We start from the raw sequence: 22,437 nt of genomic DNA, 5'->3' as shown, positions 1-22,437 counted from the left end.
GGCAGGCGCCCTTCGGGGATCGCGGCGCCTGTCGTGGTAAAAAGGGTCAGGTCTCGCCCGCGGGCTTGGCCCGGGATGTCTTTCGCGCCGGCTTGGGGGCGGGCTTCGGTGTGCCGGCCTCCCGCTCGAGCCGCGCCTTGCGCAGGCGCGCGGTCTTGACCTCGCGCAGATCGTTCTCCTCGTCAAGGATCTCACGCGCGGCGCGCGTGGTCTTGTCCACCACCGTTTCCGCCCTCGGCTTGGCATCCTTGAACAACGTGGTCTTGGTGAGTTTCGCCATTCTTCGTTCTCCTTGTCAGGTGGGGCCGTGTCGGGGTTTGGGCCGTGTCGGGGTCTGGGCCGGATCGCGCGCGCTCAGACAGCGGCGGCGATGGCCACGGCCTGCGCGCGCTGCGGTACGAATCCCGCGCTGCGGGCCGCCGACACGAAAGCCCGGCGCGCCGCGCCGACCGTCGCCAGGCAATTCATCGCAGCATCGATCCGCTCCAGCGCCTGAGCGCGCCGTTCGTCGGCGACCGGCCATTTCTTGCGCAGCCAGTACAGCGCCTGCTCGATCGTGCTGATCTGTTTGGTGTCACCCTGCGGTGAAACGATAATGGTAATGGGGTGTCCCCAGTGAAGTTCTATCAAGTTATGCTTGTCCGTTGTTGTCCGGGGTGGGCCGCCCAAGGGGCGACGGCCACGGAAAATGAAATGGCGGGGCACCCCTTGGGCCGCACCCGCCGTGTTTTGTCGCCCGGCGGGCCTATGCCAGCGCCAGGTTGATCGCGGATTCGCGGCCATCCCGGCCGCTTTCTATGTCGAAGGTCACAGCCTGCCCGTCGTCGAGCTGTTGAAGCCCGGCGCGTTCCAGCGCCGAGATGTGAACGAAGATGTCCTTCGTTCCCTGCTCCGGCGCGATGAAGCCGAAACCTTTCTGGCTGTTGAACCATTTCACGGTGCCATTGGCCATCGTGATTTCTCCCAGTTTGGTCGCCATCCACAGGGTGCGATGGCCCGGCCCAGTGTCGTCGTTGGATCAACTGAGGCCGCTAGGAACAGATGTCGTGGGAAGATGCTTTGCCCGACCCATGTGGGGTCTCCCGCCCCCCGCTGCAAGGGCCGGGGCCGAACAATCGCGAAACCGGGCCGAAAACCCGCACCGCCGCCGCGCCGGTCCCGCCCGGCCTAGCCATCGCCGAACCGCGCCGCCCCGTTGCAGGCATGGCGCGCACATTCCATCTCCAGCGTGCTGTGGCCGATGCCGAACCGCCCCGCCAGCATCGCCTTGACCGCCGCCTTGACCGCGTCCGCATGCGCCCAGTCACCCGCCGCGATCACCAGGTGCGCGTCCAGCGCCGCCGCCTGCTCCTGCATCGCCCAGAGATGCACGTGATGCACCCCCTGCACCCCGTCCACCGCCTCGATCGCACCGGCCACCTCCTCGGCGGCCAGCATCGGCGGGCTGGCCAGCATCAGCACCCGGATCACCTCGCCGATCTCGGCCTTCACATGCCACAGGATATAGCCCGCGATCAGCAGCGTCGCCACCGGATCGACCCAGGTCCAGCCCTTGAGGATCACCAGCGTGCCCGCCACGATCACCGCGACCGAGCCCATGGCATCGGCCAGGTTGTGCAGAAAGGCCGCCCGGATGTTCACGCTGTCGCGGCTCATCGCATAGGTCAGCGCCGCCGTCGCAAGATCCACCGCCAGCGCCAGCACCGCGACCCAGACCACCAGCCAACCGTCCACCGGCTCGGGGTCGAGCAGCCGCATCACACCCTCGTAAATCAGGTAGAGCGCCAGCACCACCAGCGTGGTGTAATTGATCAGCGCCGCCACCACCTCGGCCCGGCCATAGCCGAAACTCATTCCCGCATCCGCCGGCCGCCGCGCGATCCGCCGCGCCCCGAAGGCGATGATCAGCGCCACCGCGTCGGAGAAATTGTGCAGCGCATCCGCGATCAGCGCCAGCGAACCGGACAGAATCCCGCCCACGATCTGCGCCAGCGTCAGCGCCATGTTCACCGCCACCGCCCAGGCCACCCGCGCGTCGCCGGTCTCGGCGCTCACATGGTGGTGGTGGTGATGATGGGTCGAATGGTCCTGCGGCATGCCCGCGCTCCTTGTCCTGAGTCGCCAGACAACCTAATCTCTCTAGTCGCTAGAGCTTCAAGGGGCCAATCATGATATCCATCGGCGAAATGTCGCGGCGCACCGGCGTCAAGGTGCCCACCATCCGGTTCTACGAGGAAAAGGGCCTGCTGGAACCCGCCGCACGTACCGGCGGAAACCAGCGTCGTTATACCCATGCCGCGCTGGCGCGGCTCGCCTTCATCCGCCATGCGCGCGACCTTGGACTGCCGCTCGAAGACATCGCCGCGCTGATCTCGCTCGATGGCGCTTCGGGCGCCGAGCTGGACCGCGCCCACGACATCGCCCGCCGCCAGCGCCAGCGCCTGCACGCGCGGATCGTGAAGCTGAAGAAACTGGAACGCGAACTCGACCGCATCGCCGGCGCCTGCGACGGGCGCCACGACGGCCCCTGCGCAGTGCTGCACGCCTTCGGCGATCATCGCCCCTGCGCCGGGGACCACTGATCCCCGGCCCGCCCCAAAGCCCCTAACTTTTTCTGGCCGCAAATACTCTCGGGGGTGAACTGGCCAGGGGCCAGGAGGGGGCGGACAGCCCCCTTTGCTCAGATCTGCGCCAGTGCCGCGCGGATCTTCTCGGCGTGACCGGCCAGCACCTCGGGGTCCGCCATCTGCCCCGGCGGGCGCAGCCGGTCGCCGTCGTGGCGCGGCAGAACATGCACATGCAGGTGGAACACCTCCTGCCCTCCGGCGGCCTCGTTGAACTGCTGCAGGGTCACGCCGGGCGCGTCGAAGGCCGCCATCACCGCGCGCGCCATCTTCTGCGTCGTTGCCATCACCGCCGCCATCTGCGCCGGGCTGGCATCCAGGATGTTGCGGCAGGGGGTCTTGGGAATCACCAGGCAATGGCCATCGGCGCGCGGCATGATGTCGAGAAAGACAAAGGTCTCAGCGTCCTCGTAGAGCTTGGCGCAGGGCAGCTCGCCGCGCAGGATCTTGGCAAAGATGTTGTCGGGATCATAGGTCATGGGCTTGGTCCGGCTCGCGGTTGTTGTCCTCGGTCGCACCGTTCTGGGCGCCCGCGCCCGGCGCGTCAAGCCGCCGGATCGCCCGCCCCTCGGCCCGTATCCGGCGGAAAACACCCCGGGGGGCGCGACAATTAATCTTGATCCAGATCAAATTCAGCCATTGATGCCCCCCCATCGCCATTCTAAAACCTGAATGAATACGTGCGCTCTCAAGAGCGGCACGCTGTCACACGCAACAGGAGGCACCAAATGGCAGACGCAGCCATTCATGGTCACGAACACGAGGACCAGCGCGGTTTCTTCACCCGCTGGTTCATGTCGACGAACCACAAGGACATCGGGATTCTCTACCTGGTGTTCTCGGCCCTCGTCGGCCTGATTTCCGTGACCTTCACCGTTTTCATGCGCCTGGAACTTATGGAACCGGGCGTCCAGTACATGTGCCTCGAGGGCTTCCGCCTGTTCGGCGCGGGCGCCGGGGAATGTACCCCCAACGGCCACCTGTGGAACGTGCTGATCACCTACCACGGCGTGCTGATGATGTTCTTCGTGGTCATCCCGGCGCTGTTCGGCGGTTTCGGCAACTATTTCATGCCACTGCAGATCGGCGCGCCGGACATGGCCTTCCCGCGGATGAACAACCTGTCGTTCTGGCTCTATGTCGCCGGCACCTCGCTGGGTGTCGCCTCGATGCTCAGCCCGGGCGGCAACGATCAGCTCGGCTCCGGCGTCGGCTGGGTGCTTTATCCGCCGCTGTCGGTTAACGAGGGCGGCATGTCGATGGATCTCGCGATCTTCGCGGTGCACGTCTCGGGTGCCTCCTCGATCCTCGGCGCGATCAACATGATCACCACCTTCCTGAACATGCGTGCCCCCGGCATGACCCTGTTCAAGGTGCCGCTGTTTGCCTGGTCGATCTTCGTCACCTCCTGGCTGATCCTGCTGTCGCTGCCGGTGCTGGCCGGTGCCATCACCATGCTGCTGATGGACCGTAACTTCGGCTTCACCTTCTTCGATCCGTCCGGTGGCGGTGACCCGATCCTGTACCAGCACATCCTGTGGTTTTTCGGCCACCCGGAAGTCTACATCGTGATCCTGCCCGGCTTCGGCCTGGTCTCCCACGTGATCTCGACCTTCTCGCGCAAGCCGATCTTCGGTTACCTGCCGATGGTCTGGGCGCTGATCGCGATCGGCGGGCTGGGCTTCGTCGTCTGGGCGCACCACATGTACACCGTGGGCATGAGCCTGAACCAGCAAGCCTATTTCATGCTGGCCACCATGGTCATCGCGGTGCCCACGGGGGTCAAGATCTTCAGCTGGATCGCCACCATGTGGGGCGGCTCGGTCGAGTTCAAGGCGCCGATGCTCTTCGCCTTCGGCTTCCTGATCCTGTTCACCATCGGCGGCGTCACCGGCATCGTGCTGTCGCAGGCCGGGGTCGACCGGGCCTATCACGACACCTATTATGTCGTGGCGCACTTCCACTACACCATGTCGATGGGCGCGGCCTTCACCATCTTCGCCGGGGTCTACTTCTACTTCGGCAAGATCACCGGCCGGCAGTATTCCGAGCCTCTGGCCAAGCTGCACTTCTGGATGTTCTTCATCGGCGTCAACCTGACCTTCTTCCCGCAGCACTTCCTCGGGCGTCAGGGCATGCCGCGTCGCTACATCGACTATCCGGAGGCCTTCGCCTACTGGAACAAGGTCAGCTCCTACGGCGCGCTGCTGTCCTTCGCCTCGTTCCTGCTGTTCTTCGGCATCGTGTTCTACGCCCTCTTCAAGGGCCGCCGCGTGACCGAGAACAACTACTGGAACGAATACGCGGACACGTTGGAATGGACCCTGCCCTCGCCGCCGCCCGAACACACCTTCGAGCAGCTGCCCAAGCGCGAGGACTGGGAAAAGCACCACGCGCATTAAGCGCCCGCTACCCCGCTGAAAAAACGAAAGCCCCGGCGTTGTGCCGGGGCTTTTTTCTTGGCCCGCAATGCCGGACCCGCGCGACATAGGCTCCACTTAACCGGCCGACCTCGATCTGGAATCGGGGATCCTGGGATCGAAGGTCGGATGGGGGTGATCGGGTTGGCGTTTCAGGGCCGGTTCCCGCTCCCCCTTGCCCCCACCGCGCGCCGCTTTGTTTATCCTGCATATATCTCAAATGAAGTCAGCGTCTGACATGTCTGCCAGTTCTATATCGCGGATCAAGATTGAGCTGGTGCCGTTGTCGAACACAACATCGTCGCCCATTTGGGTTGCAAAGGCCGAGAAGGTTGCAAAATCGTCCACGCCGTCAATCATCAGCAAGTCATCTGCACCACCGGTTCCTGATGGAGAGAAGCCTTTGATGGTGTCGTCACCCCAGATGCCTTCAAAGATGAACGTATCGCTTTTACCCTGGCCATCAAGGATGTCGTCGCCTTCACCACCGTTCAAGCGGTCTGAACCGGACCCGCCACGAAGCTTATCATTGCCAGTACCGCCAAGCAGTTCATCTTTGCCGCCGCCGCCCTTGAGATTGTCGTCGCCAGCGCCGCCATCGAGGGTGTCGTTGCCTTTACCACCGCTAAGATCGTCATCGCCGGCACCGCCTTTGATAAAATCATTACCGCGGTCGCCGTCGATTGTGTCATCACCGGCGCGACCGCGGATGATGTTGTCGAGCGCGTTGCCGTAGATGGTGTCATCCAGATCGCCGCCAATGGCTTTTTCGATCTCGGTGCTGATCAGTTTCTTCACGCCACGGGTCACCGCTTCGATCAGGTCCGAACTGTCGTTGCTGAGGCTCACAACTTCGCCAAACCCCAGCATTTTTACCAGTTCCTCATAATCAGATTTGACAGAAGATGTCGTTACGAAAACAACATCGATGCCTTCAGCAGAAAGGGCCATGGCAGCCTGAGCAACGGAAGGATAATCCTCGTCGGTTCCTTCCGGAGTTCCGTCAAGAACAGTGTCGCCATTGTTGGCAGGCACTCCGGTGTAATCTCCTGCTTCGTGGTAGGCAGCATCCGTGAACAGGACTGCAACACGCAACGCGTCGGAACGCCAGCCAATGGACCCTGCCCGCAAACCGATTTGCTGAAGCGCAGTCAATTGCGCTTCTTCACCGTCAGCGCCATCAGCGCCACCACCGGCAACAAGGGTCGCATAGATGCTTTCGAACTCGCTGATGTCTGGCGTAAGTGCAAGATCTTCACGAAACTCGTGATCGTCGGGTGCGCCAAATGGTGAGATTGGTTTATCGCGGAAACTGGTGATGCCGAAGGTGACGTCGGGTGCGATGGTCACAACACCAGTGGTCAGGTCATCAAGAAACCCTTTCACAGTCATCAACTCGTCACTGTATGAACCGGAAAGGTCCTGTACATGCAGCAAATCAAGTGGAGTAGTGATCTCTTCACCGCCAGCCAGTTCGATTACACGGCCATCAACATAAGACCGTTCGCCAGCGCCCATATTGATAAAGGCCGAAGTGGTTGCGCCACGGAAATCCATGGTGTCGCATTCGCCGGATGTGTCGGTTATGGACACGAAATCGCCGGCGTCCCCTGAGAGCAGATAGTGATCGCTGCCGGAGCCGCCATTAAGTCTGTCGTCGCCCTGCGAGGCATTTAACACGTCATCGCCGGAGCCACCTATCATTACGTCGTCACCAGCGCCGCCATCGACAACATCGTCGCCGCTGCCGCCGTTTATGACGTCTTTACCACGGTGGCCGACAAGTACATCGTTGCCTTCAAATCCGCTGATTGTATCATTGCCGACGCTGCCTAGGATGAAGTCGTCGTCTTCGGTGCCGAAATCTTCACGATGCATAAATGGGCTAACATAGGGCATAGTTTCGGTCTCCAGTGAGGTTAATTGGCTGAAAGGCCCGCGGCCAAAAGATCGAGCATTCTGGGATTGGAGCGTCACATACGCTTGCCGCGTAAGCTTATTGCCGGTTTGCAGCGCCAAACGTACCTGACTTCGCTCTACGAGCCCGGTTGCATTTGACTTAGGCGAAACCGATCGGCCCCAGAAACCTCCGACTCACGGTCCAAGCGACCTGAGTATGTGCTACTAAGCTTCGAGGTTTGATCTCGCATCGGCGCCGGCAGCACGGCAGCGGAGATGGTCGGTGAGCCCATGAATTTATCGCATCAGGACGTTAAAAAGTCAATTCGGCTCCATAGGGAGCCTCCCCAACAGCCGAATTGCGCAACCGAGTCCCTCGCCGAGCCCCCCGCTCACTTGCAGATCGGCAATTCCAGCGGCGGCAGTTTCGGCAGCGACTGGCGCCATTCGTTGATGATCGGCTGGAGGCTGCGTTTCGGCCAGAACTTCGGCGCGCCGATCGCCTTCAGACAGGACGCGTTCCAGTAAAGCCCGGCGCCCGCCAGCGACCGGCCCCGCTTTACCGCCTTGGCAACCGCGTCGATGTCGCGTCCCTCCGGATAGATATAAAGCGTCGTGGGGTTGCCCTCCACCAGCGCCAGGATCTCCTCCGAGGCGGACTCCGACCAGGTCGTGCAGCCGTTGCTGCGGCCGGCGGTGTAATTCACCAGCCGCCCGAAGGGCACATAGCCCTCCTCGTCGGCATGGGGGCTGCCGGGGTTCTTGAACCGGCACTGCCACTTCACGAACATCGCCGGATGCCCGCCGATGGCCCGCTCCCGCGCGTTTTCCGTCTCGCCCTCGCCGTCGAACAGCAGAAAGGTGCGGTGAAACGGCTTTCTTTTGCCGGATTGGCGGACATACCCCTTGAACGAGGTCCGCGTCTCGGCGGTCACATAGGAACCGCCCATGGTCAGCTTGGACCCCTCGGCATTGCTGAAATTCCTGGCGCAGGTCCGGCCGTTGGAGAAATCCGCGCGCCGCAGTTTGCGCCCGTTGCCATATCCGGAGGAGACCGCGCGGAACGATTTGCGCCCCTCGCAGATGACGAAGAACCGCCGCCCGGGCGCGCCGCCGCGCGTGGCGCTCGGGCGGGTCGCATCCATGGCCAGGTAGCAGGGGTTGCTGACCGCGCCCTCGCCGCGCTTGCGCTGGTAGAGCGCGCGCGCGCGCTGCAGGACCACCGGGGCGATCTGACCCTCGTCCGGGCCGACGTGCTTTTGCAGCCAGGCCGGAATTTCCGGCAGGTCGGTCGAGGCCCGGGCCGGCCCCGCCCCCGACCCGGCAACCATGAGACCGGCGGCAAGGGCGAGACGGATTGCATTCAACGGCAAAGTGAAATTCTCCTGCTTGACGATCCTCATGCCAAGCATAGCACAGCTCGCCCCCTCGCAGGAGGGCCTGCCGCAAGGGATCGTCAGGAAACGCTGGCTCCGACATCCACCGCACCCCGCCCGGCGCCCGCATTTTCGGCACACGCTGCGCGCCACCGCACCACCATGGCGAAAACCCGCGCGCCGATCTCGACAAACCCCCGTGACATGCTAAATCCTGCATCCACCGCCATGCCCTATACCTGGACCGATCCCGATACCGCGGCCGAGACCCGCGAGTTGCACCTCTGGCCGCACAACTCGCTGCCGCCAAGGGGGCTGGCGCTCTTTGTTCTGGGCACATTCGCCCTGCTGATGGTGCCGCTGCTGGCGCTGCTGGGCTCGGTACTGCTCTGGGGGATTCTGCCCTTCATCCTGATGGCGGTCGGCGGCATCTGGTTCGCGCTCAACCGCAGCTATCATCACCGAAGCATTCTCGAGGTGCTGACGCTGACCCATGACCACGCCCGGCTGACCCGCCAGAACCCCGATGGCGCGGTGCAGGAATGGGATTGCAACCGCTATTGGGTCCACCCCGAGATGCACGCAAGGGGCGGCCCGGTGCCCTATTACGTCACCCTGCGCGGCAGCGGCCGCGAGGTCGAGATCGGCGCCTTCCTCTCCGAGGAGGAACGCAAGGCGCTCTATGACGAACTGGTCACCGCCCTGCGCCGCGAGGGCTAGGCGTCCGGCGCCACGAAGGCCACCACCGCCGCGACCACACCCGGATCGCGCAGGATGCGGGCATGGCCCAGCCCCTCGGTTTCGATCAACTCGGCCCCGGGCCAGGCCTCGGCGATGCGCTGCCCGTCGGCAAAGGGCACCATCGGGTCCGCCCGGTCATGCGCGATCAGCGCCGGGATGCTCTGCCGGGCCGCCAGCGGCGCACCGCGCAGGGCATCGAACCCCACGCCATAGCGCGTCTCGACCCGCGCCCGCGTGCGGGCCGCCACCGCGCCGGTGAACCCCAGAAACCGCGCCACCCCGTTCAGGAACCGGTCCAGATCCTCGGGCGGCGAGACATAGGCAACCCGCGCGCAATCCATGCCCTGTGACAGCGCCACACTGGTGGCCGCCGCGCCGTTGGAATGGGCGATCACGCCCGCCAGCGGCCCCAGATGCGCCGCCACCGTGCAGATCGCCTCGGCCGCCTCGGGCAGCGCGGTCTGCCTGCCGCCCGCCGCCCCATGCGCCGGCGCGTCAAAGGTGACCACGCGATACCCCCGCGCCACCAGCGGCGCGATATAGGCGCCCATCTGGCTGCCGCGACCGGAAAACCCGTGCGCCAGCAGCACCACCGGCCCCTGCCCCCAGGCGTAAAGCGACATCAGCCGCTTGGCATCGAACGGAATGCGCCAGACCTCGGCCCCCACCATCCAGACCTTTTCGCGACCCGGCATCCGGTAGCGCCGCGGGGTGAGGAACAGCCGCTCCAGCCAGATCGCGGCCAGGGCGGGGGCGACGGCGGACAGGGTCCGCGCGGCGCCCCGGACAAACCCCGGCACGGGAGGTGAGGAGGTGCCGGCCCGCCGTTTTCCCTGGCCACGGTTCCGGATCGTTCCGGCGTTCTGCGCTGCTGTGTCAGCCATGACATCTGCCTTTGGTTTTTGCATCGGCCTCGGCCGGCATGTAAGTTCTCTTTTAGAACTTTATACAGATAAGTTCCCTTTCGGAACCCGTCAAGCCGTGATAAGCAGGACACATGCGCTGGACCGAACTCGAGAACGAAGCCTGCCCCGTCGCCCGTGGTCTTTCGGTCATCGGCGAACGCTGGACCCTGCTGATCCTGCGCGACTGTTTCCTCGGGGTGCGCCGGTTCGACGATTTCCAGTCCAGCCTCGGCATCACCCGGCACCTGCTGGCCGACCGGCTGAAGACGCTGGAGGAAAAGGGGCTGCTCAGCCGCGAACAATATCAGGACCGGCCGCCGCGGTTCGAATACTGCCTGACCCGCACCGGCAGGGATCTGTTTCCGGTCCTGGTCACGCTGATCACCTGGGCCGATGCGGCTGTGCCCTCGCCTCAAGAGGCGCCCTATCGGCTGGTGTCGCGCGCCACCGGCAAGCCGGTCGCGCCGGTGCTCTGCGATGCGGAAACCGGCGCCCGGCTGACCCCGCGCGACCTGCGGATGATCCGCCCCGGCCTGGCAGAACCCGAGGCCGACCCCGGGCGCGGTTAACCAATCTTGCCGCAACGCGCGCGGCAAATGGCACTATCCTGCATGTTTTGTACGAAACCCGGGGAAAACTCCCCGAAACCGCGCAACCGGCCCCGGACCCTCACCGGCGGACTGTACGAAACGGCCCCCGGACTCCCCGATCCGGGCCGGAAAAGGGCCCGGCTCCGGCCGGTTTTCGCCCGGTTTTCCAGAACGTTAACTTAGGTAAACGCCGCGTCCGACGCTCAGCAGTCGCCGCCGGCGCAAAGCTGGTCCTTGACCTGCGGGCCAGCCTTTCCGAAATCCATCTGCCCGGTATAGCGCGCCTTCAGCGCCGCCATCACCTTGCCCATGTCGCGGATTGACTCGGCGCCGGTCTCCGACACCACCTCGCGCACCGCCTTTTCCACCTCGGCGTCGCTCAACTGGCGCGGCAGAAACTCCTCGATCACCTTGATCTCCTCGCGCTCGCGCTCCGCCAGATCCAGCCGCCCGCCCTCTTCGTAGGCGCGCGCGCTCTCCTGCCGCTGCTTGGTCATTTTCCCAAGGATTGCAAGCACTTCGGCATCTCCGACACCGTCACCGTCCTCGCCGCTGCCGCGCGCGGCGATCTCCCTGTCCTTGATCGCCGCGTTGATCAGGCGCAGCGTCGACAGCCGCGCAGCGACCTTGTCCTTCATGGCCTGTTTCAGGGCCGTGTTGATCCTGGTCCGCATGTCCATCTGTCCCGCCCATCCCCCTGGAATCGAACTCCCGACATTACAGGACGAAAAAGCCCGGGACAACCCGGCGAAAAACGGCTAACTTATTGATTTTTAACAATCTCCCAAAATTTGACCGGACTTGACCCCAAACGCGGCTCCCCTTACCTATCCATCAATTTGACCGCAAGGAGAGTCGCGCCATGGCCCAGACCGCCCCGACCAAGCCCACCGCCTGTCTCGCGCTGGCCGATGGCACGGTGTTCTACGGCACCGGCTTCGGCGCCACCGGCCAGACCGTGGCCGAGCTTTGCTTCAACACCGCGATGACCGGCTACCAGGAGATCATGACCGACCCCTCTTATGCCGGCCAGATCGTCACCTTCACCTTTCCCCACATCGGCAATGTCGGGGTCAATCCCGACGATGACGAAACCGGCGAACCCGTGGCCGACGGCATGGTGGTGAAATGGGATCCGACCACCCCCTCCAACTGGCGCAGCGCCGAGGCGCTGACCACCTGGCTGGAACGGCGCGGCCGCATCGCCATCGGTGGCATCGACACCCGCCGGCTGACCCGCGCCATCCGCCAGCAGGGCGCGCCGCATGTGGCCCTCGCGCATGACCCCGAGGGCACCTTCGACATCGAGGCGCTGGTCGCCGCCGCCCGTGGTTTCTGCGGGCTGGAAGGGCTTGATCTTGCAAAGAAAGTCACCTGCCCCCAGTCCTATCGCTGGGACGAGATGCGCTGGGCCTGGCCGGAGGGATACGGTCGGCAGGAGGCGCCGGAATACAAGGTGGTCGCGCTCGATTACGGTGCCAAGCGGAACATCCTGCGCTGCCTTGCCAGTTCCGGCTGCGACGTCACCGTGCTGCCCGCCACCGCCACCGCCGAGGAGGTGCTGGCGCATGATCCCGACGGCGTGTTCCTGTCCAACGGCCCGGGCGATCCGGCCGCCACCGGGGAATACGCGGTGCCGATGATCCGCAAGGTGCTGGAGCGCACCGACCTGCCGGTCTTCGGAATCTGCCTGGGCCACCAGATGCTGGCATTGGCGCTGGGGGCGAAGACGGTCAAGATGAACCACGGCCACCACGGCGCCAACCACCCGGTCAAGGATCTGGAGACCGGCAAGGTCGAGATCACCTCGATGAACCATGGCTTTGCCGTCGATGCCCAGACCCTGCCTGGCGGCGTGGTGGAGACCCACCGCTCGCTGTTCGACGGGTCCAACTGCGGCATCCGCCTGCAGGGCCGCCCGGTCTGGTCGGTGCAATACCACCCCGAGGCCAGCCCCGGCCCGCAGGACAGTTTCTACCTGTTCGAACGCTTCGCCGAGGCGATGGCGGCGCGCAAGCAACCCGCGTGAAACGGCGCGGTTAACCTGCCGTTAAGACCTGCACCCGACACTGCACAACCTGTACGTGTTTTAAGTTTGGTGTGGGCATGCAGCAACTGCGCAGCGGCCTCGCGGTAACCGCTCAAGGTGCGACCGAGGTCGCGCTGCCGCTCGGTCGGATCCTGGTCGAGATGGGGGCGATCACCCCCGGGCAACTCGTGGCCGCGCTGCACCTGCAATCAAGGCTGAATGCGCGCATCGGCGACATCCTGGTGGCCGAGGATTGGGCTGACCGCGACGCGGTGCGCGCGGCGCTGGCGCTGCAATCCGGGCATGCCCTTGCCGACCTTGATCGCAGCCCCCCCGACCCGGCGCTGATCTCCCGCCTGCCGGCGCGGTTCTGGGCCGTGCACGGTTTGATCCCCGTGCGACGCGCGAAGGACGGCATCCAGATCGCCACTGCCGACCCGCAGGGCCTCGACCGGGTCCGCGCGGTTCTGTCCGAGGTCTTTGGCCCGGTCCAGCCGGTGCTGGCCGACCCCGAGAAGATCCAGGCCGCCCTTGCGCAAGCCTGCCGGGTGGAACTGGCCGAGGGCGCCAGCACCCGGGTGCCCGCACATCTGAGTTGCCGCGGCTGGACGCCGGGAAGCCGGGCCAGCGTGGCCCTGGCCGCGGTGATCGGGATCGTCCTGCTCACCGTGGCTCCGCTGGCCAGCCTGTCCCTGGCCAGCGCGGCGGCGATGCTCACGCTGGTGCTGTTCATGTCGCTGCGGCTGACCGGCGCGCTGGCCCAGCTGCTGGGGCACGGGTATCTCACCGCTCAACCGGCCACGGCGCAGCCCGCGCCGCCGGGCCTGCTCCCGGTCACGCCACCACCGCGCGGGACCGACCGACCGGCGCCCCGGTTGCCCAGCGTTTCGGTGATGGTCCCGCTGTACCGCGAAAAGGAGGTCGCCGGCGCCCTGGTGCGGCGGCTGTCGCGGCTGACCTATCCCAAGGCGCTGCTCGAGGTTCTGCTGGTGCTGGAGGAGCAGGACGAAACCACCCGACGGGCGCTGGCGCGCGCCGACCTGCCGCCCTGGATGCGCATCGTCGAGGTGCCCGCCCACCAGGGTCTGACCACCAAGCCAAGGGCGATGAACTACGCGCTGGATTTCTGCCGCGGCGAACTGATCGGTGTCTGGGACGCCGAGGATGCCCCGCAGCCGGACCAGATCGAGCGGGTCGCCGCGCGTTTTGCCGAGGCGCCGCCGGAGGTCGCCTGCATCCAGGGCATCCTCGATTTCTACAATCCGCGAACCAACTGGCGGGCGCGCTGTTTCACCATCGAATACGCCGGCTGGTTCCGGGTGATCCTTCCGGGCCTCGCCCGGTTGGGGCTGGTGGTGCCGCTGGGCGGAACGACGCATTTTTTTCGCCGCCGCGCGCTCGAGGCGCTGGGCGGGTGGGATGCGCATAACGTCACCGAGGATGCCGATCTTGGCGTGCGCCTTTATCGCGGTGGCTATCGGACCGAGATGCTTGACACCGTCACATTTGAAGAGGCAACCTTCCGGCCCTGGCCCTGGGTCCGCCAGCGGTCGCGCTGGCTCAAGGGGTTCATGGTGACCTACCTGGTGCACATGCGCAGCCCCCGCAGGCTCTGGTCCGACCTGGGGCCGTGGCGGTTTCTGGGGGTCCAGGCGTTCTTCCTCGGCACGCTGGGGCAATTCCTTCTGGCACCGTTGATCTGGTCGTTCTGGGTTCTGGCGCTGGGCCTGCCACATCCGATCGGGCCGCTGGTGCCGCATTCGGTACTGAGCGCGGGGATCACCCTTTCTGTCTCGGCCGAGGTCCTGGCGATGCTGATTGGCATGGCCGCCGTGTCGCGCCCCGAGCGGCGGTTCCTGCTGGGCTGGGTGCCGACGCTGACGGCCTACTACCTTCTGGGGATCGTCGCCGTCTACAAGGCGATGTACGAACTGTTCCTCAGGCCGTTCTACTGGGACAAGACCCGGCACGGACAGGCCCGGCCCGACGAGCCCGAGGACGCCCCCGTGCGGGCCGGAATCAGCGGCCCTTTTCGCGCGCGTCGGCGTCCTGCTTCAGGCGGGTCATGAAGGCAATCGAGATATGCTCCTTGAGTGCCTTGGCCGCTGCCTCTTCGTCGCGCGCCGCGATGGCGGTGACGATGCCGGCATGTTCGTTCTGCGCAATCTCGCCGCGCCCCTCGGCGGCCAGCGAGGTGGTCGCCATCAGCGCCATGGTCCGGTGCACCAGGTCGAGCTGCTGCACCAGGTAGCGGTTGTGCGAGGCCAGGTGGATCTGCTTGTGAAACCGCCGGTTGGCGCGCGACAGCGCCACCGGGTCGCCGACCAGCGCATCGTCGTCCTTGACCATCTCGCGCAGCACGCGGATCTCTTCCTCGGTGGCATGGCGCGCCGCCAGCCCCGCGGCCAGCCCCTCCAGCTCGCGCCGGACGACGTAAAGCTCGGCCATCTGGTTGTGATCCAGCGAGGCCACGATCAGCGACCGCCCGTCGCGCTCCAGCAGCGATTGCGTCTCGAGCCGTTGCAACGCCTCGCGGATCGGGGTGCGCGACATGCCGAACCGCTCGGCCAGCTCGCTCTCGACCAGCCGGTCGCCAGGCCGGTAGACGCCGATATCGATCGCCTCCAGGATCAGAGAATAGGCGTCTTTGGTCGGGGGTTTGGTCTGGCTCATGCGGCAAATGCTCTCCTTGCGGTGGAAAATGCATACAGTCCCGGCGTCCCCCGGATCAAGCACGCCATTGTCACAGCCCGGGTCCGGGTCTACATCGGGGACATGGTCAAACACGCCTTCAGCCACGTGTCGCACTGGGTCTTTGACCTGGACAACACGCTGTACCCGCCCCACGCCCGGCTGTTCGATCAGATCGAGGTGCGCATGACCCGCTTTGTCATGGAGGCGCTGAACGTCACCCGCCCCGAGGCCGACCGGCTGCGCAAGGTCTACTGGGCGGAGTACGGCACCACCCTGGCCGGGCTGATGCGGGTGCACGGGGTCGATCCCGCCCCCTATCTGACCGAGGTGCACGACATCTCGCTCGATCACCTCGACCGCGACACCGAACTGGCCGCGCATATCGCCGACCTGCCGGGGCGGCGCATCGTCTATACCAACGGCTCGGCCCCCTATGCCGAGCGGGTGCTCGAGGCGCGCGGGCTGGCGGGGCTGTTCGACGCGGTCTATGGCGTCGAACACGCCGGGTTTCGCCCCAAGCCCGAGCGCGCGGCCTTCGAGGCCGTGTTTGCCCGCGACGGGGTGGAGCCCGCCCGCGCCGCGATGTTCGAGGACGATCCGCGCAACCTGACCGCGCCGCACGCGATGGGGATGCGCACCGTTCACGTGGCGCCGGACCCGCATGAGGCGGATCATATCCACCACCACACCGACGATCTGACAGCCTTCCTGTCCCGATTGGTCTGACCGCCGGCCCAAGGGCGCCAGATTGCCGCGTTGCGTCAATTCGCGCGTTTCTTTTGCGGCAGCATCTCATACCTAAGCGGTTCCGGCATTCACAATCGAAAGGCTGAATATGTCCCCTGCGCCCAATCACCACGGCTCTAATCGGCCCGACAACAGAACGGCCCTCTGGCTGATCCTCGCGGTTGTCGTCTTTCTCGCGCTCTGGGCCACCTCGGTGGCGCTGTTCGGCATCCCCGGCCTCTACATTCCGGCGCTGGCGCTGGTGCCGGTGATCTGGGCGCTTCTGATCGTGGTCTCGCGGGGCTAACCCGGATAACGGCGGCAGGATGTCGTCTGGCCTCTGACCCGCCGGCGCACTAGGTAGGGTGCAAAGGCTGGAGGCATGCCATGAGCGACACCTGCGACATCCTGATTTCCGGCGGCGGCATCGCCGGGCTGACCGCGGCGGCGGCCTTTGCCCACGCCGGGTTTGACGTGATCTGCGTCGATCCCGCCCCGCCCATCACCGAGCGCGACGTGGATGGCTCCGACCTGCGCACCACCGCGATCCTGCAACCGGGCCAGGCGCTGATGGCGCGCTGCGGGCTGTGGGACCGGCTGGCCGACGAGGCCGCGCCGCTGCAGATCATGCGCATCGTCGATGCCGGTGGCGAGCAGCCCGAGCCGCGCGTGGTGCGCGATTTCCGCGCTGCCGACATCTCCGACCAGCCGTTCGGCTGGAACCTGCCCAACTGGCTGCTGCGGCGCGAACTGGTGGCGCATCTGGCGGCGCTGCCCAACGTCGATTTCCGCCCCGGCATGGGCACCACCACGCTGTTTACCCGCACGGCCGAGGCGCGCGTCGGCCTGTCCGACGGCGCCCGCGTCACCGCCCGGCTGGTGCTGGCCTGCGACGGGCGTGCCTCGCCTATGCGCGAGGCGGCGGGCATCCCCGTTCACACCCTGCGCTACGGGCAAAAGGCGCTGGCCTTCGCCACCACCCACCCCGCCCCGCATGACAATGTCTCGACCGAGATCCACCGCTCCGGCGGGCCGTTCACGCTGGTGCCGCTGCCCGATTACAAGGGCAGCCCCTCCTCCGCCGTTGTGTGGATGGAGCGCGGCCCGCGCGCGATGGAGCTGTTGCAGATGGAGGAGGAGGCGTTCAACGCGGCGATGACCGAACGCTCCTGCGGGCTGTTCGGGCCGCTGAGCCTCGCCTCGCGCCGCACCATCTGGCCGATCATTGCCCAGCGGGCGGAACGGATGGCCGGCGAGCGTCTGGCGCTGATGGCCGAAGCGGCGCATGTGGTGCCGCCGATCGGCGCGCAGGGGCTGAACATGTCGCTGGGCGACCTGCGCGCGCTGCTGGAGCTGGCCGAGGCGCGGCCCGAGGGGCTGGGCGATGCGCAGATGCTGGAGGCCTACCACAAGGCGCGGCATTCCGAGGTGACGGTGCGGGTGACCGGCATCGACATGCTCAACCGCGCCTCGATGATGGGGGCACAGCCGCTGCGCGACCTGCGCGCGGCGGGGCTCAGCGCGCTCTATTCCATGGCGCCGGTGCGCAAGACGCTGATGCAGATGGGTCTGGGGGTGCGCTGAAAGGCGTATTCAAAAGAACTTAGGGCGGCGCCAGCCCATGGGGGCGGATGGGCGCGGCCCGGCGTAAACGCCGGGCGGAATGTTGGTTCGGCGTCGCGTCTTACAGCACCTGGTCGACAACCGCCTTCAGCCGCGCCACCGTGGCGGGCACGTCATAGAGCTTGTCCAACCCGAACAGCCCCAGCCGGAAGGTCCTGAAATCCTCCGGCTCGTCGCATTGCAGCGGCACGCCGGCGGCGATCTGCATCCCCAGCGCGGCGAATGCCTTGCCGGTCTGGATCTCCGGATCGTCGGTATAGCTCACCACCACGCCCGGCGCGCCGAACCCCTCGGCAGCGACCGAAACGATGCCCTTCTCCTTCAACATGGCGCGCACGGAATTGCCCAACTCCCACTGCGCGTCGCGCAGCTTGTCGAACCCGTAGTCCCGCGTCTCGGCCATGGTATCGCGGAAGGCACGCAGCGCGTCCGTCGGCATGGTGGCGTGATAGGCATGACCGCCCCCCTCATAGGCCTGCATGATCTGCCGCCATTTCTTCAGGTCCAGCGCAAAACTGTCGCTCTCGGTTTCGGCCAGCCGCGCCTCGGCGCGCTCTGACAGCATCACCAGCCCGGCCGAGGGCGAGGCGCTCCAGCCCTTCTGCGGCGCGCTGATCAGCACGTCGACCCCGGTCTTTTCCATGTCGATCCAGGCGCAGCCCGAGGCGATGCAATCCAGCACCATCAGCGCGCCGACCTCATGCGCCGCCGCGGCCAGCGCGGTGACGTAATCGTCGGGCAGGATCACCCCGGCGGCGGTCTCCACATGCGGGGCAAAGACGATGCCGGGCTTGTCGGCGCGAATCTTTGCCACCACCTCGTCGATCGGCGCAGGGGCAAAGGGCGCGGGATGGGCGTTGCCCTGCTGGCGCGCCTTCATCACAGTGGCATTCGCGGTCAGCCCGCCGGTTTCCATGATCTGCGACCAGCGGTAGGAGAACCAGCCGTTGCGCACCACCAGCGCATCGGCCCCGCGCGCGAACTGGCGCGCCACCGCCTCCATCGCATAGGTGCCGCCGCCGGGCACCAGCGCCACGCCCTGGGCACCGTAAACCTCGCGCAGCATGTCGGAAATGTCGCGCATCACCTGCTGGAAGGTGGCGGACATGTGGTTGAGCGAGCGGTCGGTGAACACGACCGAGAATTCCTCGAGCCCCTCGGGGTCAACGGTATCGAGCAGCGCCATCTGCGATCTCCTGTGCTTTTGCCTGCTCATACCGCGCCTCGGCGGTTTCGGCAAAGGCAAAGCTGTCGCGCTCAGCCCAGCGGGCCGGGCCGCCGCTCCTCGCTCAGCACCACATTGGCCTCGACCTCGCCCGCACCGGGCAGGGTCATGATCCGGCGGCGCAGCACGCGTTCGAAATCCGACAGGTCGCGCGCCACCACCCGCAGCCGGTAATCATAGCGGCCCAGGACATGCTGCACCGTCTGCACCTCGGGGATGGCGGTGACCGCGCGTTCGAAATCCTCCAGGCTCGCGCGCCCCTTGGCCGCCAGTTTCACGCCCAGGAACACCGTCACGCCGAACCCCAGCGCCTCCTTGTCGAGATCCAGCCGCCGGCCCCTGATCGCCCCCGCCTCAGTCAGCCGTTTCACCCGCCGCCAGGCCACCGATTGGCTGACGCCAGCGCGGCGGCCCAGTTCGGCTGCGGTCAGCGTCGCGTCCCCTTGCAGCGCGCGCAGCAGGGCGCGGTCGGTGTCGTCGAGGTCGATCATAGCGGCAGGGTCTCCACATCCTTGATCGTGGTGACATGCATCAGCGCCTCGACATCGACGATATGCGGCAGGGTCAGGATGCGACGACGATAAATCTCCTGGTAATGGCGCATGTCGCGCGCCAGCACCGTCAGCCGCACATCGACCCGGCCCAGAAAGGTCTGGATCTCCGAGACCTCGGGAACCTCGCGCGAAACGGCGATGAATTCGTCGAAGGCGCGCGGCTCGGTCTTGTCGAGGCTGACCCGCAGCGAGACCTCCACCGCGTAGCCCAGCGCGCGCCAATCGATCACCGCGCGCTGCCCCTTGAGCACACCCATCGCCTGCAACCGCTCCAGCCGCTTGTAGGCCCTGCTGGCCGCGACACCGGAGGTACGGGCGAGGTCGGCGACGGATTGCCCCGGGTCGGCCTGAAGATGGCGGAGCAGCCGCCTGTCGGTGTCATCGAGCATGAATTTTCCGAAATTCCATCAATTTTCGAAATGATTTCTAACATAGAACCAAGAAAGATCAAATTTCGTTGCTGCTCTTACTGTCCGGCGCGGGCATGTTTCCGGCAACCAAACCAGAACCGGAGAAACGACATGCGCGTTTACTATGACCGCGATTGCGACATCAACCTGATCAAGGACAAGAAGGTGGCGATCCTGGGCTATGGCTCCCAGGGCCATGCCCATGCGCTGAACCTGCGCGACTCGGGCGCCAAGAACCTTGTCGTCGCCCTGCGCGAAGGCTCGTCCAGCGCCAAGAAGGCCGAAGCCGAGGGGCTGCAGGTGATGGGCATCGCCGAAGCGGCGGCCTGGTGCGACCTGATCATGTTCACCATGCCCGATGAACTGCAGGCCGAAACCTACCGCAAATATGTGCATGACAACCTGAAAGAGGGCGCCGCGATCGCATTCGCCCACGGTCTGAACGTGCATTTCGGCCTGATCGAGCCCAAGCCCGGCGTCGACGTGATCATGATGGCCCCCAAGGGCCCCGGCCACACCGTGCGCGGCGAATACACCAAGGGCGGCGGCGTGCCCTGCCTGGTCGCGGTGGATCAGGATGCCTCCGGCAAGGCGCTGGAACTGGGCCTGTCCTATTGCTCGGCAATCGGCGGCGGCCGCTCGGGCATCATCGAGACCAACTTCCGCGAAGAATGCGAAACCGACCTCTTCGGCGAGCAGGCGGTGCTTTGCGGCGGGCTGGTCGAGCTGATCCGCATGGGTTTTGAGACCCTGGTCGAGGCCGGCTATGCCCCTGAAATGGCTTACTTTGAGTGCCTGCACGAGGTGAAGCTGATCGTCGATCTGATCTATGAAGGCGGCATCGCCAACATGAACTACTCGATCTCGAACACCGCCGAGTATGGCGAGTATGTCTCGGGTCCGCGGGTGCTGCCCTATGACGAGACCAAGGCGCGGATGAAGGGCATCCTGCGCGACATTCAGACCGGCAAATTCGTGCGTGATTTCATGCAGGAGAATACGGTCGGCCAGCCGTTCTTCAAGGGCACCCGCCGGCTGAACGACGAGCACCAGATCGAGCAGGTCGGCCAGAAGCTGCGCGAAATGATGCCGTGGATCTCGGCCGGGAAGATGGTCGACAAGGAAAAGAACTGATCCGGGGCCGGCCCCGCGGGGGCCGGTGACACAGACGACCCAGGGGCCCCGGCCGTGCGCCGGGGCCCTTTTTTATCAACAAGGTTATCCACCGAACGTTCATGGTCCAATTACCTGATATAACGCCAAGAAGTTGGATCATGCTGAGCGTTCTCGGGCTGATCTGGGGCGGCACCTTCCTGGTGATGGAGCTGGCCTTGGAGGGGCTGACGCCGTTCTGGCTGGCGGCGTCGCGGATCGCATTCGGCGCGGCGCTGACCTGCGCCGTGTGGGGGCTGCGCGGCGGGCGGCTGTTTACGGCGGCCCCGACGGGATTTCAATGGCTTAGCCTGTTCGCTGTCGGGTTTCTCAGCTCGACCGTGCCGTTCATGCTGCTGGCCTGGGGACAGCAATATGTCACCTCGGGCTTTGCCGGGGTGTCGATGGCCAGCGTCGCCTTGATCGTGCTGCCGCTGGCGCATCTGTTCGTTCCGGGGGAGCGGATGACGCTTCGGCGGATCCTGGGATTCGGCATCGGATTTGCCGGGGTGAGCTTGCTGATTGGCAGTCAAGCTCTTGAATCTTCTGGACTTTCCATGGAAATGCCAGGGCGCGTCGCCTGCGTGGGCGCGGCGGCCTGCTATGCGGTCAGCTCGATCCAGATGCGCACCCTGCCGCCGGTGGACCCGATCGGGCTGTCGGCGGTTCTGCTTCTGATCGGCGCGCTGGGGGTGATTCCGGCGGCGTTGATCGTCGAGGGAATCCCGGCTCTGCCCGAGGGCCGAACCCTGTGGGCAGTGGCCTTTCTCGGGCTGGTCCCGACAGCCGGAGCGAACCTTCTGCGGGTCACGCTGGTGCGCAGCGCCGGGCCTGTTTTCCTGAGTATTGTCAATCACATGGTCCCGGTCTGGTCGGTAGTTCTGGGGGCGTGGCTGCTGTCCGAACCGCTGCCTTCCTCGCTGCTGGCCGCCCTGGTCCTGATCCTGTGCGGCGTGGGTTTAAGCCAGTACGGCGCGCTGCGACGGCTGTTCGTCGGGCGCTGAAACGCTGTTCTCGATTCGGGAAATTCAGGCGTGTTAACGGGATTGTGGACGACCGCAGAGACCACAGGGATTTCAGCGGGTCTTGATCACGTCTTTGTGTGAATTGGAAAAGCGATTAACCGCTTTGCCGCCAATTCTGCCGGGAAAAGGTTCAGATTGTACAATACCCGTCGAAAACTCCCCAAACCGGTACCCCGCCTGCGCGGGTAAATTCCTGCAGTTTCGACCGTTCACGGAGCGCGCGCAGCCCTTACCCATCGCCCACCTCGCAAAACAGGGAGTTTGTCCCCCGATTCTGTACAAAGGGAAAACCCGGGATCAGGCCGAGACCGCGTCGGCCACCGCCTCGACCACGGAATCGACGGTGCGGGTCAGCAACCCGGAATCCTCGCATTCCGCCATCACCCGGATCAGCGGCTCGGTTCCCGACTTGCGGATCAGCAGCCGTCCCTTGCCGTCGAGCGC

Annotated in this window: 24 protein-coding genes and 1 pseudogene; 11 read left to right on the top strand and 14 right to left on the bottom strand. The window is 65.5% G+C overall.

Features of this window, described 5'->3' with window-relative positions; translation table 11 throughout:
* Positions 1-46: 46 nt before the first annotated feature.
* The 4 genes from P1U75_RS16295 to P1U75_RS16280 form a co-directional block, all read right to left on the bottom strand.
* Positions 47-280, bottom strand: a complete 234-nt coding sequence (locus P1U75_RS16295; protein WP_300245155.1) for a hypothetical protein — start codon at positions 278-280, stop codon at positions 47-49.
* A 74-nt stretch (positions 281-354) separates the two neighbouring features.
* On the bottom strand, positions 355-630 hold the full coding sequence (locus P1U75_RS16290; RefSeq protein WP_300245154.1) for a DUF982 domain-containing protein: 276 nt from the start codon (positions 628-630) through the stop codon (positions 355-357).
* A 115-nt stretch (positions 631-745) separates the two neighbouring features.
* Positions 746-952 carry a cold-shock protein gene (locus tag P1U75_RS16285; RefSeq protein WP_300245153.1) on the bottom strand — a complete coding sequence of 69 codons (207 nt, stop codon included), beginning with the start codon at positions 950-952 and terminating at the stop codon, positions 746-748.
* A gap of 215 nt (positions 953-1,167) precedes the next feature.
* Positions 1,168-2,097 (bottom strand): cation diffusion facilitator family transporter, encoded by a 930-nt coding sequence (locus tag P1U75_RS16280; RefSeq protein WP_300245152.1) that lies wholly within the window; start codon positions 2,095-2,097, stop codon positions 1,168-1,170.
* Between the two features lie 71 nt (positions 2,098-2,168).
* Between P1U75_RS16280 and P1U75_RS16275 the strand changes: the two genes are divergently transcribed.
* Positions 2,169-2,582, top strand: a complete 414-nt coding sequence (locus tag P1U75_RS16275; RefSeq protein WP_300245151.1) for a MerR family transcriptional regulator — start codon at positions 2,169-2,171, stop codon at positions 2,580-2,582.
* Positions 2,583-2,680: 98 nt separating this feature from the next.
* Here P1U75_RS16275 and P1U75_RS16270 read toward each other — a convergent pair whose 3' ends face one another.
* A complete protein-coding gene (locus P1U75_RS16270; protein ID WP_300245150.1) occupies positions 2,681-3,103 on the bottom strand; it encodes an HIT family protein in 423 nt (140 codons plus the stop codon).
* A gap of 249 nt (positions 3,104-3,352) precedes the next feature.
* Here P1U75_RS16270 and ctaD point away from each other — a divergent pair, with 249 nt between their 5' ends.
* A complete protein-coding gene (gene ctaD / locus P1U75_RS16265) occupies positions 3,353-5,026 on the top strand; it encodes a cytochrome c oxidase subunit I (protein WP_300245149.1) in 1,674 nt (557 codons plus the stop codon).
* A 234-nt stretch (positions 5,027-5,260) separates the two neighbouring features.
* Here the strand turns inward: ctaD and P1U75_RS16260 are convergent, their stop codons facing one another.
* Positions 5,261-6,943 carry a hypothetical protein gene (locus P1U75_RS16260; RefSeq protein ID WP_300245148.1) on the bottom strand — a complete coding sequence of 561 codons (1,683 nt, stop codon included), beginning with the start codon at positions 6,941-6,943 and terminating at the stop codon, positions 5,261-5,263.
* 392 nt (positions 6,944-7,335) lie between these two features.
* Positions 7,336-8,355, bottom strand: coding sequence for a murein L,D-transpeptidase catalytic domain family protein (locus P1U75_RS16255; RefSeq protein WP_300245147.1), 1,020 nt, complete (start codon positions 8,353-8,355; stop codon positions 7,336-7,338).
* Positions 8,356-8,547: 192 nt separating this feature from the next.
* On the opposite strand from P1U75_RS16255, the gene P1U75_RS16250 reads away from it, so the two are divergent.
* A complete protein-coding gene (locus P1U75_RS16250) occupies positions 8,548-9,039 on the top strand; it encodes a DUF2244 domain-containing protein (RefSeq protein WP_300245146.1) in 492 nt (163 codons plus the stop codon).
* On the opposite strand, the gene P1U75_RS16245 is transcribed toward P1U75_RS16250, so the two are convergent.
* Entirely contained in the window at positions 9,036-9,944 is a 909-nt protein-coding gene (locus P1U75_RS16245; RefSeq protein ID WP_300245145.1) for an alpha/beta fold hydrolase, read from the bottom strand. The genes P1U75_RS16250 and P1U75_RS16245 overlap by 4 nt on opposite strands.
* Positions 9,945-10,057: 113 nt before the next feature.
* On the opposite strand from P1U75_RS16245, the gene P1U75_RS16240 reads away from it, so the two are divergent.
* A complete protein-coding gene (locus tag P1U75_RS16240; protein WP_300245144.1) occupies positions 10,058-10,534 on the top strand; it encodes a helix-turn-helix domain-containing protein in 477 nt (158 codons plus the stop codon).
* 224 nt (positions 10,535-10,758) lie between these two features.
* Here P1U75_RS16240 and P1U75_RS16235 read toward each other — a convergent pair whose 3' ends face one another.
* A complete protein-coding gene (locus P1U75_RS16235) occupies positions 10,759-11,235 on the bottom strand; it encodes a GatB/YqeY domain-containing protein (RefSeq protein WP_300245143.1) in 477 nt (158 codons plus the stop codon).
* 182 nt (positions 11,236-11,417) lie between these two features.
* Here P1U75_RS16235 and carA point away from each other — a divergent pair, with 182 nt between their 5' ends.
* Together carA and P1U75_RS16225 are read left to right on the top strand one after the other, a co-directional pair.
* On the top strand, positions 11,418-12,584 hold the full coding sequence (carA, locus tag P1U75_RS16230; RefSeq protein ID WP_300245142.1) for a glutamine-hydrolyzing carbamoyl-phosphate synthase small subunit: 1,167 nt from the start codon (positions 11,418-11,420) through the stop codon (positions 12,582-12,584).
* A gap of 77 nt (positions 12,585-12,661) precedes the next feature.
* Complete coding sequence (locus tag P1U75_RS16225; RefSeq protein ID WP_300245141.1) at positions 12,662-14,653, top strand: glycosyltransferase; 1,992 nt, start codon at positions 12,662-12,664, stop codon at positions 14,651-14,653.
* On the opposite strand, the gene P1U75_RS16220 is transcribed toward P1U75_RS16225, so the two are convergent.
* Positions 14,604-15,257, bottom strand: coding sequence for a GntR family transcriptional regulator (locus P1U75_RS16220; protein ID WP_300245140.1), 654 nt, complete (start codon positions 15,255-15,257; stop codon positions 14,604-14,606). The two genes, P1U75_RS16225 and P1U75_RS16220, sit on opposite strands and share 50 nt — an antisense overlap.
* 102 nt (positions 15,258-15,359) lie before the next feature.
* Between P1U75_RS16220 and P1U75_RS16215 the strand changes: the two genes are divergently transcribed.
* The 3 genes from P1U75_RS16215 (at position 15,360) to P1U75_RS16205 (ending at position 17,588) form a co-directional block, all read left to right on the top strand.
* A complete protein-coding gene (locus P1U75_RS16215) occupies positions 15,360-16,004 on the top strand; it encodes a pyrimidine 5'-nucleotidase (protein WP_300245139.1) in 645 nt (214 codons plus the stop codon).
* Positions 16,005-16,113: 109 nt separating this feature from the next.
* A complete protein-coding gene (locus P1U75_RS16210) occupies positions 16,114-16,311 on the top strand; it encodes a hypothetical protein (protein WP_300245138.1) in 198 nt (65 codons plus the stop codon).
* Positions 16,312-16,391: 80 nt separating this feature from the next.
* Positions 16,392-17,588, top strand: coding sequence for a UbiH/UbiF family hydroxylase (locus tag P1U75_RS16205; protein WP_300245137.1), 1,197 nt, complete (start codon positions 16,392-16,394; stop codon positions 17,586-17,588).
* Positions 17,589-17,688: 100 nt separating this feature from the next.
* On the opposite strand, the gene P1U75_RS16200 is transcribed toward P1U75_RS16205, so the two are convergent.
* The 3 genes from P1U75_RS16200 to P1U75_RS16190 form a co-directional block, all read right to left on the bottom strand.
* On the bottom strand, positions 17,689-18,813 hold the full coding sequence (locus tag P1U75_RS16200; protein WP_300245136.1) for an aminotransferase class V-fold PLP-dependent enzyme: 1,125 nt from the start codon (positions 18,811-18,813) through the stop codon (positions 17,689-17,691).
* Positions 18,814-18,884: 71 nt separating this feature from the next.
* On the bottom strand, positions 18,885-19,343 hold the full coding sequence (locus tag P1U75_RS16195; RefSeq protein WP_300245135.1) for an Lrp/AsnC family transcriptional regulator: 459 nt from the start codon (positions 19,341-19,343) through the stop codon (positions 18,885-18,887).
* Positions 19,340-19,795, bottom strand: coding sequence for an Lrp/AsnC family transcriptional regulator (locus P1U75_RS16190; protein ID WP_300245134.1), 456 nt, complete (start codon positions 19,793-19,795; stop codon positions 19,340-19,342). Before P1U75_RS16190 ends, P1U75_RS16195 begins: the two co-directional genes overlap by 4 nt.
* 132 nt (positions 19,796-19,927) lie before the next feature.
* On the opposite strand from P1U75_RS16190, the gene ilvC reads away from it, so the two are divergent.
* Both ilvC and P1U75_RS16180 read left to right on the top strand, forming a co-directional pair.
* A complete protein-coding gene (gene ilvC, locus P1U75_RS16185; RefSeq protein ID WP_300245133.1) occupies positions 19,928-20,950 on the top strand; it encodes a ketol-acid reductoisomerase in 1,023 nt (340 codons plus the stop codon).
* 101 nt (positions 20,951-21,051) lie between these two features.
* Complete coding sequence (locus P1U75_RS16180; protein WP_300245132.1) at positions 21,052-21,972, top strand: DMT family transporter; 921 nt, start codon at positions 21,052-21,054, stop codon at positions 21,970-21,972.
* A 318-nt stretch (positions 21,973-22,290) separates the two neighbouring features.
* Here the strand turns inward: P1U75_RS16180 and P1U75_RS16175 are convergent.
* Positions 22,291-22,437 (bottom strand): annotated as a pseudogene (locus P1U75_RS16175) (phosphoglucosamine mutase); the annotation flags it as partial.

The organism is Antarcticimicrobium sp., from assembly GCF_029212575.1.
GTDB lineage: Bacteria > Pseudomonadota > Alphaproteobacteria > Rhodobacterales > Rhodobacteraceae > Antarcticimicrobium.
This window is presented reverse-complemented; position numbering and strand designations above follow the sequence as displayed.

Excerpts from the sequence above, each read along its gene's own strand:
- P1U75_RS16295 (WP_300245155.1), bottom strand. The coding sequence starts at position 280 with ATGGCGAAACTCACCAAGACCACGTTGTTCAAGGATGCCAAGCCGAGG.
- P1U75_RS16285 (WP_300245153.1), bottom strand. The coding sequence starts at position 952 with ATGGCCAATGGCACCGTGAAATGGTTCAACAGCCAGAAAGGTTTCGGC.
- P1U75_RS16280 (WP_300245152.1), bottom strand. The coding sequence starts at position 2,097 with ATGCCGCAGGACCATTCGACCCATCATCACCACCACCACCATGTGAGC.
- P1U75_RS16275 (WP_300245151.1), top strand. The coding sequence starts at position 2,169 with ATGATATCCATCGGCGAAATGTCGCGGCGCACCGGCGTCAAGGTGCCC.
- P1U75_RS16270 (WP_300245150.1), bottom strand. The coding sequence starts at position 3,103 with ATGACCTATGATCCCGACAACATCTTTGCCAAGATCCTGCGCGGCGAG.
- ctaD (WP_300245149.1), top strand. The coding sequence starts at position 3,353 with ATGGCAGACGCAGCCATTCATGGTCACGAACACGAGGACCAGCGCGGT.
- P1U75_RS16260 (WP_300245148.1), bottom strand. The coding sequence starts at position 6,943 with ATGCCCTATGTTAGCCCATTTATGCATCGTGAAGATTTCGGCACCGAA.
- P1U75_RS16255 (WP_300245147.1), bottom strand. The coding sequence starts at position 8,355 with ATGCTTGGCATGAGGATCGTCAAGCAGGAGAATTTCACTTTGCCGTTG.
- P1U75_RS16250 (WP_300245146.1), top strand. The coding sequence starts at position 8,548 with ATGCCCTATACCTGGACCGATCCCGATACCGCGGCCGAGACCCGCGAG.
- P1U75_RS16245 (WP_300245145.1), bottom strand. The coding sequence starts at position 9,944 with ATGGCTGACACAGCAGCGCAGAACGCCGGAACGATCCGGAACCGTGGC.
- P1U75_RS16240 (WP_300245144.1), top strand. The coding sequence starts at position 10,058 with ATGCGCTGGACCGAACTCGAGAACGAAGCCTGCCCCGTCGCCCGTGGT.
- P1U75_RS16235 (WP_300245143.1), bottom strand. The coding sequence starts at position 11,235 with ATGGACATGCGGACCAGGATCAACACGGCCCTGAAACAGGCCATGAAG.
- carA (WP_300245142.1), top strand. The coding sequence starts at position 11,418 with ATGGCCCAGACCGCCCCGACCAAGCCCACCGCCTGTCTCGCGCTGGCC.
- P1U75_RS16225 (WP_300245141.1), top strand. The coding sequence starts at position 12,662 with ATGCAGCAACTGCGCAGCGGCCTCGCGGTAACCGCTCAAGGTGCGACC.
- P1U75_RS16220 (WP_300245140.1), bottom strand. The coding sequence starts at position 15,257 with ATGAGCCAGACCAAACCCCCGACCAAAGACGCCTATTCTCTGATCCTG.
- P1U75_RS16215 (WP_300245139.1), top strand. The coding sequence starts at position 15,360 with ATGGTCAAACACGCCTTCAGCCACGTGTCGCACTGGGTCTTTGACCTG.
- P1U75_RS16210 (WP_300245138.1), top strand. The coding sequence starts at position 16,114 with ATGTCCCCTGCGCCCAATCACCACGGCTCTAATCGGCCCGACAACAGA.
- P1U75_RS16205 (WP_300245137.1), top strand. The coding sequence starts at position 16,392 with ATGAGCGACACCTGCGACATCCTGATTTCCGGCGGCGGCATCGCCGGG.
- P1U75_RS16200 (WP_300245136.1), bottom strand. The coding sequence starts at position 18,813 with ATGGCGCTGCTCGATACCGTTGACCCCGAGGGGCTCGAGGAATTCTCG.
- P1U75_RS16195 (WP_300245135.1), bottom strand. The coding sequence starts at position 19,343 with ATGATCGACCTCGACGACACCGACCGCGCCCTGCTGCGCGCGCTGCAA.
- P1U75_RS16190 (WP_300245134.1), bottom strand. The coding sequence starts at position 19,795 with ATGCTCGATGACACCGACAGGCGGCTGCTCCGCCATCTTCAGGCCGAC.
- ilvC (WP_300245133.1), top strand. The coding sequence starts at position 19,928 with ATGCGCGTTTACTATGACCGCGATTGCGACATCAACCTGATCAAGGAC.
- P1U75_RS16180 (WP_300245132.1), top strand. The coding sequence starts at position 21,052 with ATGGTCCAATTACCTGATATAACGCCAAGAAGTTGGATCATGCTGAGC.